At 38.2% G+C, this 17164-nt stretch carries 13 protein-coding genes; 12 read left to right on the plus strand and 1 reads right to left on the minus strand.

Annotation, left to right across the window (positions count from 1 at the left end; genetic code table 11):
- Window positions 1-32: 32 nt before the first annotated feature.
- From MKY88_RS02790 to MKY88_RS02810, 5 genes are all read left to right on the plus strand, one after another.
- Window positions 33-1169, plus strand: coding sequence for an acyl-CoA dehydrogenase (locus tag MKY88_RS02790; RefSeq protein WP_193830876.1), 1137 nt, complete (start codon window positions 33-35; stop codon window positions 1167-1169).
- Window positions 1170-1172: 3 nt separating this feature from the next.
- The gene (locus tag MKY88_RS02795) at window positions 1173-1805 is read left to right on the plus strand and encodes a TetR/AcrR family transcriptional regulator (protein WP_025114794.1); all 633 of its coding nucleotides are present in this window, start codon (window positions 1173-1175) and stop codon (window positions 1803-1805) included.
- 92 nt (window positions 1806-1897) lie between these two features.
- The gene (gene icmF / locus MKY88_RS02800) at window positions 1898-5146 is read left to right on the plus strand and encodes a fused isobutyryl-CoA mutase/GTPase IcmF (RefSeq protein WP_340812970.1); all 3249 of its coding nucleotides are present in this window, start codon (window positions 1898-1900) and stop codon (window positions 5144-5146) included.
- Between the two features lie 457 nt (window positions 5147-5603).
- Complete coding sequence (gene rpoE / locus MKY88_RS02805; RefSeq protein WP_175422977.1) at window positions 5604-6155, plus strand: DNA-directed RNA polymerase subunit delta; 552 nt, start codon at window positions 5604-5606, stop codon at window positions 6153-6155.
- 442 nt (window positions 6156-6597) lie between these two features.
- Entirely contained in the window at window positions 6598-8190 is a 1593-nt protein-coding gene (locus MKY88_RS02810) for a CTP synthase (RefSeq protein ID WP_193830878.1), read from the plus strand.
- 49 nt (window positions 8191-8239) lie between these two features.
- Here MKY88_RS02810 and MKY88_RS02815 read toward each other — a convergent pair whose 3' ends face one another.
- Window positions 8240-8770, minus strand: a complete 531-nt coding sequence (locus MKY88_RS02815; protein WP_340812971.1) for a DUF2529 family protein — start codon at window positions 8768-8770, stop codon at window positions 8240-8242.
- A 155-nt stretch (window positions 8771-8925) separates the two neighbouring features.
- On the opposite strand from MKY88_RS02815, the gene MKY88_RS02820 reads away from it, so the two are divergent.
- From MKY88_RS02820 to MKY88_RS02850, 7 genes are all read left to right on the plus strand, one after another.
- Complete coding sequence (locus MKY88_RS02820; protein WP_069479978.1) at window positions 8926-9285, plus strand: response regulator; 360 nt, start codon at window positions 8926-8928, stop codon at window positions 9283-9285.
- A 229-nt stretch (window positions 9286-9514) separates the two neighbouring features.
- On the plus strand, window positions 9515-10369 hold the full coding sequence (locus MKY88_RS02825; RefSeq protein ID WP_036123008.1) for a class II fructose-bisphosphate aldolase: 855 nt from the start codon (window positions 9515-9517) through the stop codon (window positions 10367-10369).
- Between the two features lie 149 nt (window positions 10370-10518).
- Window positions 10519-11169, plus strand: coding sequence for a fructose-6-phosphate aldolase (gene fsa / locus MKY88_RS02830; protein WP_004269447.1), 651 nt, complete (start codon window positions 10519-10521; stop codon window positions 11167-11169).
- Between the two features lie 63 nt (window positions 11170-11232).
- A complete protein-coding gene (locus MKY88_RS02835) occupies window positions 11233-12519 on the plus strand; it encodes a UDP-N-acetylglucosamine 1-carboxyvinyltransferase (RefSeq protein ID WP_193830881.1) in 1287 nt (428 codons plus the stop codon).
- Window positions 12520-12613: 94 nt separating this feature from the next.
- On the plus strand, window positions 12614-13570 hold the full coding sequence (glpX, locus tag MKY88_RS02840) for a class II fructose-bisphosphatase (protein ID WP_008179010.1): 957 nt from the start codon (window positions 12614-12616) through the stop codon (window positions 13568-13570).
- Between the two features lie 233 nt (window positions 13571-13803).
- Entirely contained in the window at window positions 13804-15087 is a 1284-nt protein-coding gene (gene rho, locus MKY88_RS02845) for a transcription termination factor Rho (RefSeq protein WP_328204728.1), read from the plus strand.
- A gap of 135 nt (window positions 15088-15222) precedes the next feature.
- A complete protein-coding gene (locus MKY88_RS02850) occupies window positions 15223-17124 on the plus strand; it encodes an AraC family transcriptional regulator (protein WP_340812972.1) in 1902 nt (633 codons plus the stop codon).
- Window positions 17125-17164 lie beyond the last annotated feature (40 nt).

The raw sequence follows: 17164 nt of genomic DNA on the forward strand, positions 1-17164 counted from the left end.
GAACAGAGTCTAATAAAAAGGGGAAATGGACAATGAACTTTCAGTTAACAGAAGAGCATGAGCAATTACGTGAAATGATTCGAGATTTCGCTATCAATGAAGTAGCTCCAACAGCGGCAGAACGTGATGAAAATGAAGAATTTGACCGTGCCATTTTCGATAAAATGGCGGAGCTTGGCTTAACAGGTATTCCATGGCCAGAGGAATATGGTGGAGCAGGATTTGATTATCTTGCATATGTCATTGCTGTTGAGGAATTATCACGCGTGTGTGCATCAACAGGAGTAACATTATCTGCACATACATCACTGGCAGGCTGGCCGCTGTATAAGTTCGGTACAGAAGAACAGAAACAAAAGTATCTACGTCCAATGGCTGAAGGAAAGCATATAGGTGCTTACGGTTTAACAGAACCAGGATCAGGTTCTGATGCGGGTGGCATGAAAACTTACGCAAAACTTGATGGCGATGATTATATTTTAAATGGCTCAAAAATCTTCATTACAAATGGTGGAGTAGCAGATACATATATTGTATTTGCAGTAACAGATCCTGAAGCCAAAAACGGTACATCAGCATTTATCGTTGAAGCTGGATATGAAGGTTTTTCTGTAGGTAAAAAGGAGAAGAAATTAGGGATTCGTTCATCTCCTACGACAGAAATTATTTTCGACAACTGTCGTGTTCCAAAAGAAAACTTGCTTGGAGCTGAAGGGGAAGGCTTTAAGATTGCGATGACGACACTAGATGGTGGACGAAATGGTATTGCGGCCCAAGCTGTAGGAATTGCACAAGGAGCACTTGATGCAGCAGTTGACTATGCAAAAGAACGTGTACAATTTGGTAAACCAATTACTGCAAATCAAGGTGTATCCTTTAAGCTAGCGGATATGGCCACTCAAATTGAGGCATCTCGACTTCTTACATATCAAGCGGCTTGGTTAGAATCTAATAACCTACCATATGGTAAGGCATCGGCAATGGCGAAATTAATGGCTGGCGATACGGCGATGAGTGTAACAACGGAGGCGGTTCAAGTATTTGGTGGTTACGGTTATACAAAAGATTATCCGGTAGAACGCTTTATGCGTGATGCGAAAATTACTCAAATTTATGAAGGTACGCAAGAGATTCAACGTCTAGTTATCTCGCGTATGTTAACTAAATAATTGATGACAGAAAAAGATAAAAGGCCCCAAGTACAGTCAACTGTAAAAGATGAAAATTTAATCGCCATTCGTCGTGAGCAAATGATTCAGGGAGCTATTAAGTTATTCAAAGAAAAAGGCTACCATCGGGCCACAACGAGAGAAATCGCAAAAGCTGCAGGCTTTAGTATCGGTACTTTATATGAGTACATTCGAACAAAAGAAGATGTTCTTTACCTTGTATGTGATAGTATCTATCATCATGCAATGGAGCGACTTTCAAGTTACGAGATTAAAGCAGGGACAATCGAAGAGCTAAAGGAAATGATCCGAGAATATTTCCTGCAAATCGATAGCATGGTTGATGAGCTTACAATCATGTATCAAGAAACAAAATCATTGTCAAAAGAAGCGCAACGTTATGTCTTTAGTAAAGAGTTTGAAATGGTTGCTACGTTTGAAAGATTGCTAAAGCGCTGTGTACAATCTGGTGACATAACAATGACAGACAAGCAAATTCATTTAGCAGCTAATAATTTAGTGGTGTCTGGACAAAGTTGGGCATTCCGCAAATGGGCGTTGCATCGCCAACATTCAATTGATGAGTTTATTGACATGCAAATCACATTGTTCATTTCAGGCATAAAGGGGTTTTAATATTTCGTTAGGGGTTTGTCGGTAATTGCATAGAGCGACATTGCAATTGCCGGCTTTTTTTATTCATTAAAGGGAGAGAGTGGGGATTTCATATGACAAAGGTAGAAGTATATCGTCCAAAAAATCACGTACGTTTTGTGACAGCATCGAGTCTTTTTGATGGACATGATGCTTCGGTCAATATTATGCGACGCATTTTGCAATCGAGCGGTGTGGAAGTAATCCATTTAGGTCATAACCGTTCCGTTGAAGAAGTCGTAAATGCTGCGATACAAGAGGATGCGCAAGGTATTGCTGTTTCTTCTTATCAAGGCGGGCATATGGAATACTTTAAATATATGTATGATTTACTGCATGAAAAAGGGGCACCACATATAAAAATATATGGCGGTGGTGGTGGTGTAATTCTACCACGTGAAATAAAAGAGCTTCATTCTTACGGCATTGCGGGAATATTTTCACCGGAGGATGGTCGCGTTTTAGGGCTTCAGGGAATGATTAATGAGCAAATTAAAGGAACAGATTTTCCTACTGCAACTGGTAGCTATTTAGAAAAATTAGAGTCTTTAACAACAGAGACTCCTGAAATTTTAGCTAATTTAATTACAGCTGCCGAGTCAAATCAGGATGAAGACACAAAAAAAATGCTGGAGGAAGCACGGAAGCGTTCTAAAGGAACACCTGTTATGGGAATTACCGGAACAGGTGGAGCGGGTAAATCTTCGTTAACGGATGAACTAATCCGCCGTTTCTTGAAAGAATTCCCAGAAAAGCGTGTAGCCATTCTGTCCGTCGATCCAACAAAGCAAAAAACCGGTGGGGCATTACTTGGAGATCGAATTCGTATGAATGCCATCTTTAATAACCGTGTCTATATGCGCAGTTTAGCTACACGAGGCTCTCGTACAGAATTAACCGCATCCATTGGGGACGTAATAGATGTAGTACGTGTAGCTGGCTATGATTTAATTATCGTTGAAACAAGTGGTATTGGACAGGGTGATGCCGAGATTACTAAATATACCGATTTATCAATGTATGTTATGACAAGTGAGTTTGGTGCACCAACACAGCTTGAAAAGATTGATATGATTGATTTTGCTGATGTTATTGCTATTAATAAGTTTGAGCGTAAAGGTTCTGAGGATGCACTACGTCAAGTCCAAAAACAATATCAGCGCTCGCGAGAACTTTGGGATGAATCACTTGATAATATGCCGGTATACGGTACAATCGCTAGCCAATTTAATGATAAAGGAACAAATGCTTTATTTGCGGCGTTAGTGCAAATCATTAACCAAAAAACTGGTAGCGATTGGGAAACGAGCTATGAGCAATTTGCTAAAACGCAAAAGCAAGATGTAATTATTCCAAATGATCGTCGTTATTATTTACGAGAGCTGACTGATACAGTTCGTGGCTATCATAAAAAAACAGAACAGCAGGTGGCATTTGCTCGTCGTCTATTCCAATTAGAAGGGGCTCTCGCTGCTGTTAAGGAAAAAGCACCGGATGATGCTCTTATCACATCGCTTAATTCTTTAGCAGAAGGTGTCCGAGACGAATTAACGGCAGAATCCAAGCGTATATTAGAGAATTGGCAAACTTTAAAGGAAGCGTATGCTGGGGATGAATTTGTGACGAAAGTTCGCGATAAAGAGATTCGCACAATTTTAAAGACAATAAGTCTTTCAGGTACAAAAATTCCAAAGGTTGTATTACCAAAATTTGAGGACTACGGTGAAATTTTGCGCTGGGTTTATAAAGAAAATGTGCCAGGCGAATTCCCATATACAGCGGGTGTTTTCCAATTCAAACGAGAGGGAGAAGATCCAAAGCGCCAATTTGCTGGTGAGGGGACGCCAGAGCGTACAAATAAACGCTTCCACTATTTATCGAAGGATGATGACGCGAAACGTTTATCTACAGCATTTGATTCCGTAACATTGTACGGGGAGGACCCAGATTACCGTCCAGATATATATGGTAAAGTTGGGGAATCGGGTGTATCTATCTGTACATTAGAAGATATGAAAAAACTGTATGCAGGCTTTGATTTATGTGCACCATCCACATCTGTATCTATGACTATAAATGGTCCAGCACCTATCATATTGGCTATGTTCATGAATACAGCGATTGATCAGCAAATAAAATTACGTGAGCAAGAGTTAGGACGTACTTTGACAGTTGAAGAATTTACAGAGACACGTGAGAAAACACTACAGGTCGTACGTGGAACAGTGCAAGCGGACATCCTGAAAGAAGACCAAGGTCAAAATACATGTATTTTCTCTACAGAATTTGCCCTACGTATGATGGGCGATATTCAGCAATATTTCATTGACCATAAGGTGCGTAACTACTACTCTGTTTCAATATCTGGCTATCATATTGCGGAGGCGGGAGCAAATCCTATTTCTCAATTAGCTTTCACATTAGCGAATGGCTTTACGTATGTAGAATATTATTTAAGCCGAGGCATGAATATTAATGACTTCGCGCCTAACTTATCATTCTTCTTCTCTAATGGACTTGATCCAGAATATACAGTAATCGGACGTGTTGCTCGTCGTATTTGGGCGATTGTGATGCGCGATAAATATGGTGCAAATGAGCGTGCCCAAAAACTAAAATATCATATTCAAACTTCAGGTCGTAGTCTACATGCGCAGGAGATTGATTTTAATGATATTCGTACAACATTACAGGCTTTAATGGCCTTACAGGATAACTGTAACTCCCTGCATACTAATGCCTATGATGAGGCGATTACAACACCTACTGAGGAATCTGTACGTCGTGCAATGGCTATTCAAATGATTATTACAAAAGAGCATGGCTTAGCGAAAAATGAAAATCCACTTCAAGGTGCATTTATTGTGGAGGAGCTGACAGATCTTGTGGAAGAAGCTGTCCTCGAAGAATTTGATCGTATCAATGATCGTGGTGGCGTGTTAGGAGCGATGGAGACACAATACCAACGAGGGAAAATTCAAGAGGAATCCATGCATTATGAAATGTTAAAACATTCAGGGGAGTTACCGATTATTGGTGTTAATACTTACCTGAACCCAAACCCAGCTTCTGATGCTGATATTGATAATATGGAGATTGCTCGTGCATCGACGGAAGAGAAGGAAACTCAAATTCACAATTTACAAGATTTCTGGAAGGCCAATGAAGCTAAAAGCGAGGCAGCTATTAACCGATTACAAGAGGTAGCTGTCCATAACGGAAATATCTTTGAGGAATTAATGGAAACTGTTAAAGTAGCTAGTTTGGGACAAATTACGAAGGCTTTATATGAAGTTGGTGGACAATATCGTCGTAATATGTAAACAGAGATAGACAATCTCACTAGTTGACCGGCATTTTTTTATGTAATAAGCTTCTCTAGTTTTTAGTGTCTAGTCTTAGGATTAGGCACTTCTTTTTTTTTTCGCTATAATAGAAATGTAAAAAAAAGGGGAGGCGCGGTAGAGGATGAAATCAGCTATTCACTACATAATTGTATTAGCTTTAGTATTGGGAGCCATTTTCCTGTATAATAAGCAAATTGGCGCTATTCCTTTACTACTATTATCTGTCTATTTGTTTTATCTTGGCATAAAAAAAATGCGTAATATAAAAAACAGTAATTGAAGCTAGCAAAGGGGCTAAAACTTTGTATATAATGGGTATTATGCTTATTGTATGGAAAGTACCTTTTGCGTGGCCATTTTTGCTGCGCTTGGAGAATAAAGCACCATGTAATTTTAAAACGTCCATTGTGATGAGGGAAAGGAAGTGCACGAATTGAATTTTCGTGAAATGACAAAGGAACAATTAACTGAAGAGTCGTTAATTAACTTAGCGTATGCAATTTTAAATGAAAAACGTGCCTCAGTAACTTTTAATGATTTGTTAAAAATAATTCAAGAGCTTGTAGGCTACAGTGATGAAGAAATTAAATCGCGCCTACTACAATTTTACACAGATCTTAATGTAGATGGCCGCTTCTTATATAACCAAGAAACAGGCTGGGGCTTACGTGAGTGGTTTAAAGTAGAGCAGATTGAGGAAGAAACAGCACCATCTGTTAAAACTCAAAAGAAAAAATCTAAAGCTTCTGTGGATGAAGATGATGATCTAGAAGAAGATATCGATTTGGATGAAGAAGATATAGACTTCGACGAGGACTATGAAGAATTCGTGGAAGAAGAAGAAATAGACGAAGAAGATGAAGATAAAGAAGATATTGATTTTGATGAAGACGAAGATTTAGAAGACATTGAAGAAATCGATGAAGAGTTTATTGATGAAGACGAAGATGAAGAAGAGTTCGAAGAAGAAGAGGAAGAAATCTAAAACCTTGCTCTTAGAATTTTCTTACTTTTACGCTTGATGTAAAAATTCTTGACTTCTATCACGGTTACGTTTAATCTTTTACTTGGGCTCCTTAAAAAAAGGAGAAAGACCGTGTATATAATACGCTCCCCCTGCAGACCTATGCAGGAGGAGCGTTTTTTTGTTTTTAACTTTATTCAGACCAGCTCTCCCATACTTTTTGTTCGGATATGAATATAAATGTTTTAAAGTATTCATGATGTATAGTAAACGGTGACTGAATAAATGTTAAAGTTTTAAGGTTTAAAGGAAAGTGGAAAAGAGATAGAAACGATGACAGCTTCGAATCGACTACAGTTTTGTAGACATTCTCGGCTTTTCTTTTTTTAGGGTGTTTGACTGTCAGATGTTCTAATCCCTAACAAAACAACTTATCTAGCAATTCTAAAGGAGGAATTTTTTCATGACGAAGTATATTTTTGTAACAGGTGGGGTTGTATCATCACTTGGAAAAGGGATTGTTGCAGCATCTCTAGGCCGTTTATTAAAAAACCGCGGTTTAGAAGTTACGATTCAAAAATTTGACCCATATATTAATATCGACCCAGGTACAATGAGTCCTTATCAACATGGTGAGGTTTTTGTAACAGATGATGGTGCTGAGGCTGACTTAGATTTAGGGCATTATGAACGTTTTATTGATATTAACCTAGGAAAGCATTCTACAGTAACTTCAGGTCGTGTGTATCAATCTGTATTACAGAAGGAACGTCGTGGCGATTACAACGGTGGTACAGTACAAGTTATTCCTCATATTACAAATGAAATTAAAGATCGTATCCAACGTGCTGGTCGTGAGACAAATGCAGACGTTGTTATTACAGAAGTAGGTGGAACAGTAGGGGATATTGAATCATTACCTTTCCTTGAAGCTATCCGTCAAATGAAAACTAATTTAGGTCATAACAATGTCATGTATATTCACTGTACATTAATTCCTTATATTAAAGCAGCTGGTGAACTTAAAACAAAACCAACACAGCATTCTGTAAAAGAGTTACGTTCTTTAGGTATTCAACCAAATATTATCGTTGTGCGTACTGAACAAGAGGTACCACAAGATATGAAAGAGAAATTAGCTTTATTCTGTGATGTTCAACCACATGAAATTATCGAATCTCGTGATGCGGAGCATTTATATGAAGTACCGTTAAACCTACATGCACAAGATATTGATGATATCGTTCTTGACCACTTTGGTATGGAAGCTCCAGAAGCGGATATGGAAGAATGGCGCGAGCTTGTAGATAAAGTGAAAAACTTACCAAACAAAAGAAAAGTAGCGTTAGTAGGGAAATATGTAGAACTACAAGATGCTTATATTTCTGTGGTAGAAGCTTTAAAGCATGCAGGCTATGTTTATAATTCTGATATTGAAATTAACTGGATTAATGCAGAACATGTCAATGCTGATAATGTAACTGCACTATTAAAAGATGCTGATGCGATTTTAGTACCAGGTGGCTTTGGTGATCGTGGTGTGGAAGGTAAAATTTTAGCTACGCAATTTGCGCGTGAAAATAATGTACCATTCTTAGGAATCTGTTTAGGTATGCAGCTTGCGACAATTGAATATGCACGTAATGTGTTAGGGTTAAAAGGTGCTCATTCTACAGAGCTTGATGCAAACACAGAGTACCCAATTATCGACTTCTTACCAGATCAAAATGATAGCGTAGATATTGGTGGAACATTACGTTTAGGGTTATACCCATGTAAATTAAAAGACGGTTCTAAGGCAAGTGAAGCATATGGCAAAGAGCTTGTTTATGAGCGTCATCGTCATCGTTATGAATTTAACAATGAATATCGTGAAGCAATGGAAGCAGCTGGACTTGTTTTCTCAGGCACAAGTCCTGATGGTAAGCTGGTTGAAATTATTGAGCTACCAGAGAATAATTTCTTTGTAGCATGTCAATTCCACCCAGAGTTAGTGTCACGACCAAATCGTCCACAACCACTGTTCCGTGACTTTATCGGCGCAACATTTAAATAAACAAAAAGAGTTGTCTCGAAAAATGAGACAACTCTTTTTAATAGGATTATTACAATTCTTCCTCATCAAAACCAAGCATATCATCATAGGCCATTTTGACAGCTTCATAAACAAAAAGCCCTGCAAGTGCATGTGGTACAACAACCCGTTGACCTAAATCATTTGGCAATAAACCACCTTTAATACGAGTAGAAATATACGTATAGGCTAAGTCTGCAAGAGGATTTTCTGCACCAGCCGGTTCACTTGCAACAGCAGCGAAGGGAATAAATTGAGTATTTAATTTCTGAGCTAAAGCTAGTGATTCTTCATCGTGCGCACTACGAGTAAAAATGCAAACTCGATCGGCTTCTGTTAAGCTTGTATCCGGAGTCCAAGGTGCTAACTTGCTAAATGGTTCTACTGCTTGAAGTGCATTTAATTCCACTGTCTGCATTTCTCCAAAGCAAGCGAAATACACATTACCTTCGCCAATTGCAGCTTGTGCCAATAGCCTTGCAGTCTCCTCGATAGCATCCTCTTCATTTTGTGTAATTCTTTGTAATAATCCACTTAATTGTGTTGTTAGAATTTTTGACATGATCCCACCTCTACCCATATTATAGGGGTGAAAAAGGTAGAAAGCAAAAGCAGATAATTTATAATACTAGAAGGTATTAAGCTGAAAAAGTAGAATTATACATAGTAAAGAATGTTTTTGTGTAAGAATAAAAAATAAAAAGGGCGGAATGGAATGTGAAACGATTACTAATTGTCGATGATCAGCAGGGAATTCGTTTGCTTTTAAATGAAGTGCTGAAAAAGGAAGGATATGTTACATATTTAGCAGCCAATGGTTTAGAGGCATTAAAGTATGCAGATGAACAAGACATGGATTGCGTATTACTAGATATGAAGATACCCGGAATGGATGGTATCGAAATTTTAAGACGTTTAAAAGAAAAGTTCCCAAAACTTCCTGTATTTATGATGACAGCGTATGGAGAGCTAGATGTTGTACAAGAAGCTTTAAATTTGGGAGCGATCCGTTACTTTACGAAGCCTTTTGATATTTTTGAAGTACGTGACGAAGTTAATAAAGTGTTACAAGTTTAAAGAACAGGCAGTAAATACACGGCCTGTTTTCTTTATGCTTAAAAAAGGAGTAAATATTTTCTTAGCGCCGCCGTTACGTTGCCCTACACTTTGGGGGACACTGCCGCTTCGTCCCATTACGCTTTCGTGTAGAAAATAATAGCCCCTGCTTTTCAGGGGCTATTATTTTTGCTATGATTGAGGAGCATATTTATGTAGAAAGAATAGTCCTAAGAGGAGGATTTTTAGTATGGCATTAGTATCTATGAAAGAGATGTTAATTAAAGCAAAAGCAGAGGGTTATGCTGTTGGTCAATTCAACATTAACAACCTAGAGTGGACACAAGCAATTTTACAAGCAGCTGAAGAAGAAAAATCTCCAGTGATTCTTGGTGTTTCTGAAGGTGCAGGTAAATATATGGGCGGATTTATTTCTGTTGTTCACATGGTAAAAGGTTTAATGGAATCTTACGGTACTACAGTTCCAGTTGCCATTCATCTTGACCATGGTTCTAGCTTTGCAAAATGTAAAGAGGCAATTGACGCAGGCTTTACTTCTGTGATGATTGATGCTTCACACCATCCATTTGAGGAAAATGTGAAAATTACTTCAGAAGTAGTAGAATACGCACATGCTAAAGGCGTTTCTGTAGAAGCGGAATTAGGAACAGTTGGCGGAGATGAAGATGGTGTAATCGGTGGTATTATTTACGCTGATCCAGAAGAATGCCGTAAAATGGTTGAGCTAACAGATATCGACTGCTTAGCGCCAGCACTTGGCTCTGTACACGGTCCTTACAAAGGAGAACCAAACCTAGGCTTCAAAGAAATGGAGGAAATCTCTAAATTGGCAGATCTTCCACTAGTATTACATGGTGGTACAGGTATCCCAACAAAAGATATCCAACGTTCTATTTCATTAGGTACTGCAAAAATTAACGTTAATACTGAAAATCAAATTGAAGCAACAAAAGCAATCCGTGAGATTCTTGACAACGACAAAGTTGTTTACGATCCTCGTAAATTCCTTGGTCCTGCACGTGAAGCGATTAAAGCAACTGTTGTTGGTAAAATTCGCGAATTTGGTAGTGCACAAAAAGCATAATTTTTGCATTTAATATGTTACAAAAGCATAGATAAATACACATAATAAGAGAAGTGTTGATGCTTTCAATCGACCTTCTCTTGTTTTTGAAATAAAGAAATTTTGGAAAATATTTAATAATATAAGAAAAATGATCAGGAGGAAATAATATGAAATTTTTTATTGATACAGCAAATTTTGAAGAGATTAAAGAGGCACATGCATGGGGGATATTATCAGGAGTTACAACAAACCCATCACTAGTGGCTAAAGAAGAAAATGTTTCTTTCCATGATCGTCTTCGTGAAATAGCAGAGCTTGTCGATGGCTCCGTAAGTGGAGAAGTTATTGCACTGGATGCAGAAGGAATGATTAAAGAAGGTTTGGAATTAGCTGCTATTGCTCCTAACATTACAGTGAAACTACCGATGACGCCAGCGGGATTAGAAGCTTGTCGTTTCTTTGCAAACAAAGGTATTAAAACAAACGTAACATTAATTTTTAGTGCAAACCAAGCATTAATGGCTGCGCGTGCAGGTGCTACATATGTATCACCATTTATCGGTCGTTTAGATGACATTGGTCAAAATGGTGTAGAACTAATTGAAACTATTGCAGACATTTTCACAATTCATAATATTGACACACAAATTATTGCTGCCTCTGTTCGTCACCCTCAGCACGTTACGGCTGCAGCTTTAGCTGGCGCACATATTTCAACAACTCCATTTAAAGTTTTAAAACAACTTTTCCACCATCCCTTAACGGAAAAAGGAATTGAAGGATTTTTAGCGGATTGGAATAAGAGAAAAGGCGAATAATAAGAACATACAGTGAGCCAATTGCAAAAAATACTACTTTCCAATCATGAGGGAGAACGCAAAATGGATGTTTATAAAATTACTGGCGAAAATCGTCTACAAGGTACAATTAAAGTTAGTGGTGCAAAAAATAGTGCAGTCGCCTTAATTCCTGCATCAATTTTGGCGAACTCTCCAGTGACAATTGGAGGGATACCAGAAATTTCAGATGCATGGACGTTAAAGGCTTTATTAGAGGAAATTGGTGGGGAAGTATCGTTTGACGATGGTAAGATGACAATTGATCCAACAGACATGATTGCATTACCATTACCAAACGGCAACGTTAAAAAGTTACGCGCTTCATATTATTTAATGGGGGCAATGCTAGGACGTTTCAAGAAAGCAGTCATTGGTTTACCAGGTGGCTGTTTCTTGGGTCCCCGACCAATTGATCAACATATAAAGGGCTTTGAAGCATTAGGCGCTAAAATTACGAATGAACATGGCGCTATTTATTTACGTGCAGATGAGCTAATTGGGGCTAAAATTTATTTAGATGTCGCAAGTGTCGGTGCGACGATTAACATTATGTTAGCTGCTGTCCTCGCGAAGGGTCGTACAGTGATAGAAAATGCAGCGAAGGAACCTGAAATTATTGATGTAGCTACACTTTTAACAAATATGGGTGCCAATATTAAAGGGGCAGGTACAAGTGTCATTCGTATTGAAGGGGTAGAAGAACTACATGGTACAGAACATACGATTATACCGGATCGTATTGAAGCTGCGACATTTATGATAATGGCTGCAGCAGTAGGTGATGGTATTACAATTGATAATGTAATTCCACTCCATTTAGAAGCAATTATAGCGAAGCTTCGTGAAATGGGTGTGAAAATTGAAATTGGTGAAGAAAGTATTTATGTACCAAAAACAGACCTCTCAACTTTGCAAGCTGTTGATGTAAAAACATTGGTGTATCCTGGTTTCCCAACCGATATTCAGCAACCACTTGCTGTGTTAATGTCACAGGCATTCGGTTCCTCAAAAGTAACAGATACAATTTATACAGCTCGATTTAAACATATTGATGAGCTTCGTCGTATGAATGCTGATGCTCGTGTAGAAGGCAACACGGCTATTATTAAAGGGCCTAGCAGATTACATGGTTCAACAGTAACAGCTACAGATCTACGCGCAGGTGCAGCTTTAGTTTTAGCTGGTCTACTAGCTGAGGGCGAAACGGAAGTCCAAGATATTTATCATATCGAACGTGGCTATAGCTCACTTATTGAGAAATTACGTGATTTAGGCGCTGATATTCGACGTGAAACAATCCTGGCACGCGTAGCTGAGACAAAGGAATAATGAGAGCTAAAAGTTTTCTCTCAATTATGTTACAATAGAGGTAATTTGAATGTTTCGGTATGAAAAATGGCCGATAACGGGAGGCAAAGCAACAATGGAACGTAGTTTATCGATGGAAGTAGTACGAGTAACAGAAGCAGCAGCAATCGCATCCGGGAAATGGATGGGACGCGGTTTAAAAATTGAGGCAGATGATGCAGCAACAACAGCGATGCGCAAAATGTTCGATACAATTCCAATGCATGCTACAGTAGTAATTGGTGAAGGTGAAATGGATGAAGCACCAATGCTTTATATTGGTGAAGAACTTGGCTTACGAAGTGGTGGTCCAAAAGTAGATATCGCTGTCGATCCATTAGAAGGTACAAATATTGTAGCAAAAGGTACGAATGGTGCAATGACAGTCCTTGCGATTGCAGACAAAGGTAATCTGTTAAATGCACCAGATATGTACATGGAGAAAATTGCTGTAGGGCCAGAAGCAGCTGGTAAAGTAGATATCAATGCATCTGTAACTTATAACTTATTACAAGTAGCAAAAGCAAAAAATAAAGATATTTCAGATGTAGTTGCTACTCTATTAGATAGACCGCGTCACCAAGCAATTGTTGATGAAATTCGTGAGGCTGGTGCACGCATTAAGTTTATCCAAGATGGCGATGTTGGTGCAGCGATTAATACTGCCTTTGATGAAACAGGTATTGATATTATGTTTGGAACAGGTGGAGCACCAGAGGGTGTTATTTCGGCTGTAGCTTTAAAATGCCTAGGTGGGGACTTCCAAGCAAAATTAGTACCAGAAGATGAAGAGCAATTAGAACGCTGCCATAAAATGGGCGTAGATGTTGACAAAGTTCTTTATTTAGATGATCTAGTAAAAGGTGACGATGCTATTTTTGCAGCAACAGCTGTGACAGATTGTGAGCTTTTAAAGGGTGTTCAATATAAAGGTGCTTACGCTTTAACACACTCGGTAGTTATGCGTGCTAAGTCTGGTACGGTTCGCTTTGTAGAAGGCCGTCACGCACTTGAGAAAAAACCTAGATATTAATGATATTTTCTTCTAAAATATACCTAGTACATCTATTGTGCTAGGTACCTTCTTCTTTAAATAAACCATCCCGTAATTTGTAAGGTAATGTTTCATCATATGGTGGACTATGTATTTGTAATTGACCTAATGAGGTAACCGTATAATGTGAACAGAGCCGTTCGTTCGTAAAAAATCTTCGATGATAACCCCAATAATTGTATTATATTTTGAAAAAGACTGGAGTTGTGCATATGTCTGCATTGACAATCGCTCAATTAGAAAACATGACGTTGAAAGAGCTTTACGCTCTTGCACGCCAATATAAAATTTCATATTATAGCAAGTTAACGAAAAAAGAATTAATATTTGCTATTTTGAAAACGCGTTCAGAGCAAGAAGGCTATTTCTTTATGGAAGGCGTACTTGAAATTGTTTCGCAAGAAGGCTTCGGCTTCCTTCGACCAATAAACTACTCTCCAAGTAAAGAAGATATTTATATTTCTGCATCTCAAATTCGTCGCTTTGATCTTCGTAATGGGGACAAGGTATCTGGGAAGGTGCGACCACCTAAGGAAAATGAACGTTATTACGGCTTATTACAAGTTGATGCCGTCAATGGCGAGGATCCTGAAGTTGCAAAGGAACGTGTGCATTTCCCTGCATTAACTCCACTATATCCAAACAGGCAAATTAAACTGGAAACAACTCAGCGTAATTTATCAACACGTATTATGGATTTAGTGGCACCTGTAGGTTTTGGTCAGCGTGGATTAATCGTTGCACCGCCGAAAGCCGGGAAAACATCTTTATTAAAAGAAATTGCAAACGCTATTACGACAAATCATCCAGAAGCAGAGCTAATTGTCTTACTGATAGATGAACGTCCTGAGGAAGTTACAGATATTGAGCGATCTGTAAATGCAGATGTTGTTAGCTCAACGTTTGATGAAGTTCCAGAGAATCATGTCAAGGTGGCAGAAATCGTTTTAGAGCGTGCACGCCGTTTAGTGGAACATAAACGTGATGTCATTATTTTAATGGATTCTATCACACGTTTGGCGCGTGCTTTTAACCTTGTCATTCCTCCAAGTGGACGCACGCTTTCAGGGGGGATCGATCCAGCTGCCTTCCATAGACCTAAGCGCTTCTTTGGATCAGCTCGAAATATTGAAGAAGGCGGTAGCTTAACGATATTAGCGACTGCTTTAGTAGATACTGGTTCACGTATGGACGAGGTTATTTACGAAGAATTTAAGGGGACAGGTAATTTAGAGCTTCATCTAGATCGCCAGTTGGCAGAGCGTCGAATTTTCCCTGCGCTTGATATTCGCCGTTCAGGTACACGTAAGGAAGAGTTATTACTTGAGCCTGAACAACTTGAAAAACTATGGGCGATTCGTAAAACATTCTCAGATGCGCCTGATTTTGCGGAACGCTTCTTGAAAAAACTTCGTACAACAAATTCCAACGAAGAATTTTTTGAAAAACTGAACGAAGATATGAAAAAAGCAACAAAAGGTAAAGGTTTATTATAGAACAGCCATCACCATTGACAAATAATTGTCAGTGGTGATTTTTTTGTATATTTTTAAATGAAGAAATGTTTATTGAAATTGATAATCATTATCAATATAATGAAGTTAATAAATATCTTTTTGAAGGAGATTCAGATGAATTATGATGCCTACATGCTGCTTTGGCAAAATGCCTATGTTCAAATGAAGCATCTCGATTACATAAATAAATCAAAAGTTCAAGTTTCAAAGGTATTAGCCAATAGTTCGTTTCTTATCATAACAGCAGGCGAGGCGCAAATTATCATTGATGAACAGCCTTATTATGTACAGCGTTTCAGTATTTTTCACATTGGTAAATCTCAATGTTTACAAATTACTGCACAACATAGTGTTAGCTACTTCCTCATACGTTATGAAGGAGATGTCATCTATAAAGATGCTTTTATGCAGCATTTACAGATGCAATATCAACCTTTTCAAATAAATTTCTCTTGTGTGCCTGCTAATCCAATAGCCATTCACAACATTCTTCAAGATATGTATAGCAAATGGATATCTGGTTCTATTCAAGAACATTTTTCAGTCAAAGCTTCTTTGTATGAATTTGTGTATCGTGTGTTTCAAGAATTAGTGGATGGGCAGGGGAACCCACATGAAATGGATAAGGCAGAAGTAGCACGCCTGTATATTCATCAGCATCTTCACCAACCATTATCTATACAATCATTGGCAGATACGCTTCATATTAGTCCACGTCATTTATTACGAATTTTTAAAGCGCGCTATGGGGTTGGGCCACAAATTTATTTACAGCAATTAAAAATTGAGCAGGCACAACAATATTTGGTGGAAAATCAATTTGGTATAAAGGAAATTGCTATTTCACTTGGATATGAAGATGAATACTATTTTAGTCGTGCCTTTAAAAAGGCTACAAATATGGCACCAAGTAATTTTAGGCTGAAATATACATCTTATATGTCCGAAATGGCCATTACAAATGAGAATCATTTTCAATACAATGAGAATCAGCTCGCGCAAGCAAACCGATTTGAGAATGGAGAAAATGAAATCATGATGCAAAAGATGATTCAACATATAAAACTGCCTTTTTTCCTGAGCCTGTTTGTTTTATTAGCTGCATGTAATGAAAATTCGGTCTCATCAAAGGTGGACGAACAAACTACTCCAGATACGATAGAGACGAGAATAGTGACAGATGACAGTGGCCGTGAAGTAGAAATTCCAGTGAGAGCCAAAAGAGTCATCACAGACTGGTATCTAGGACAAATTTTAGCGTTAGATGTTGTACCAGTAGGAGGCGTAACAGCTAACCTTGATTATGCTGCGTTTTTAAAACAACACTACAAGGATGGGGAAATTACGAATATTGGTACTGATGGTAAGGTATCGTTGGAAAAAATTATAGAGCTAAAGCCGGATTTAATCATTACATGGAATCCAGAAGATGTAGGCAAGTATGAGAAAATTGCACCTACAATTGTCTTTGCTGAAGATGCTCATTCATCAGTTATAGAGGAAATTAAGGTGATGGGGAATTATTTAGGAAGACAAAAAGAAGCTGAAACATTTGTAACTGAGTTTGAAGATCGAATAGCTAAAGCTAAGGAAAAAATTAACGTTGTGGTTCCAGACGGAGCAACATTTACTATTTATGAAATGTTTGAAAAAAATGCAACAATTGTTGGAAATTCAAGTGTATCGGGTGGTAGAGCACTCTACCAAATTTTGGGCCTGAAGCCTCAGAAAAAAGTGCAGGAGTTATATGATGCAAAAGAGGCGAGTGGTGGGCGTTATGAGATTTCTTATGAGGTAGTAGGCGATTATGTAGGTGACTATAACTTCATGATTAACTTCTTTAACAAAGATGGGAAGTTGCCAGGGACTTGGACAAACTTAGATGTCGTAAAAAATAATCAAATTATAGAGCTTCCATCTGAATATTATTTTGCCTCTGATCCACTTTCGGGTCTCCATCAAGCTGAAGAGCTGGCTGACAAAATAGTAGAGTTTACGAAGACTCAACAAAAATAAATTAGTAGATATGAAGATTGATATTGCAATAGGAGGCTAC

Source organism: Lysinibacillus sp. FSL R7-0073 (assembly GCF_038009065.1).
Taxonomy (GTDB): domain Bacteria; phylum Bacillota; class Bacilli; order Bacillales_A; family Planococcaceae; genus Lysinibacillus; species Lysinibacillus fusiformis.

Coding starts and splice junctions, on each gene's coding strand:
- MKY88_RS02790 (WP_193830876.1), top strand. CDS start 33: ATGAACTTTCAGTTAACAGAAGAGCATGAGCAATTACGTGAAATGATT.
- MKY88_RS02795 (WP_025114794.1), top strand. CDS start 1,173: ATGACAGAAAAAGATAAAAGGCCCCAAGTACAGTCAACTGTAAAAGAT.
- icmF (WP_340812970.1), top strand. CDS start 1,898: ATGACAAAGGTAGAAGTATATCGTCCAAAAAATCACGTACGTTTTGTG.
- MKY88_RS02810 (WP_193830878.1), top strand. CDS start 6,598: ATGACGAAGTATATTTTTGTAACAGGTGGGGTTGTATCATCACTTGGA.
- MKY88_RS02815 (WP_340812971.1), bottom strand. CDS start 8,770: ATGTCAAAAATTCTAACAACACAATTAAGTGGATTATTACAAAGAATT.
- MKY88_RS02825 (WP_036123008.1), top strand. CDS start 9,515: ATGGCATTAGTATCTATGAAAGAGATGTTAATTAAAGCAAAAGCAGAG.
- fsa (WP_004269447.1), top strand. CDS start 10,519: ATGAAATTTTTTATTGATACAGCAAATTTTGAAGAGATTAAAGAGGCA.
- MKY88_RS02835 (WP_193830881.1), top strand. CDS start 11,233: ATGGATGTTTATAAAATTACTGGCGAAAATCGTCTACAAGGTACAATT.
- glpX (WP_008179010.1), top strand. CDS start 12,614: ATGGAACGTAGTTTATCGATGGAAGTAGTACGAGTAACAGAAGCAGCA.
- rho (WP_328204728.1), top strand. CDS start 13,804: ATGTCTGCATTGACAATCGCTCAATTAGAAAACATGACGTTGAAAGAG.
- MKY88_RS02850 (WP_340812972.1), top strand. CDS start 15,223: ATGAATTATGATGCCTACATGCTGCTTTGGCAAAATGCCTATGTTCAA.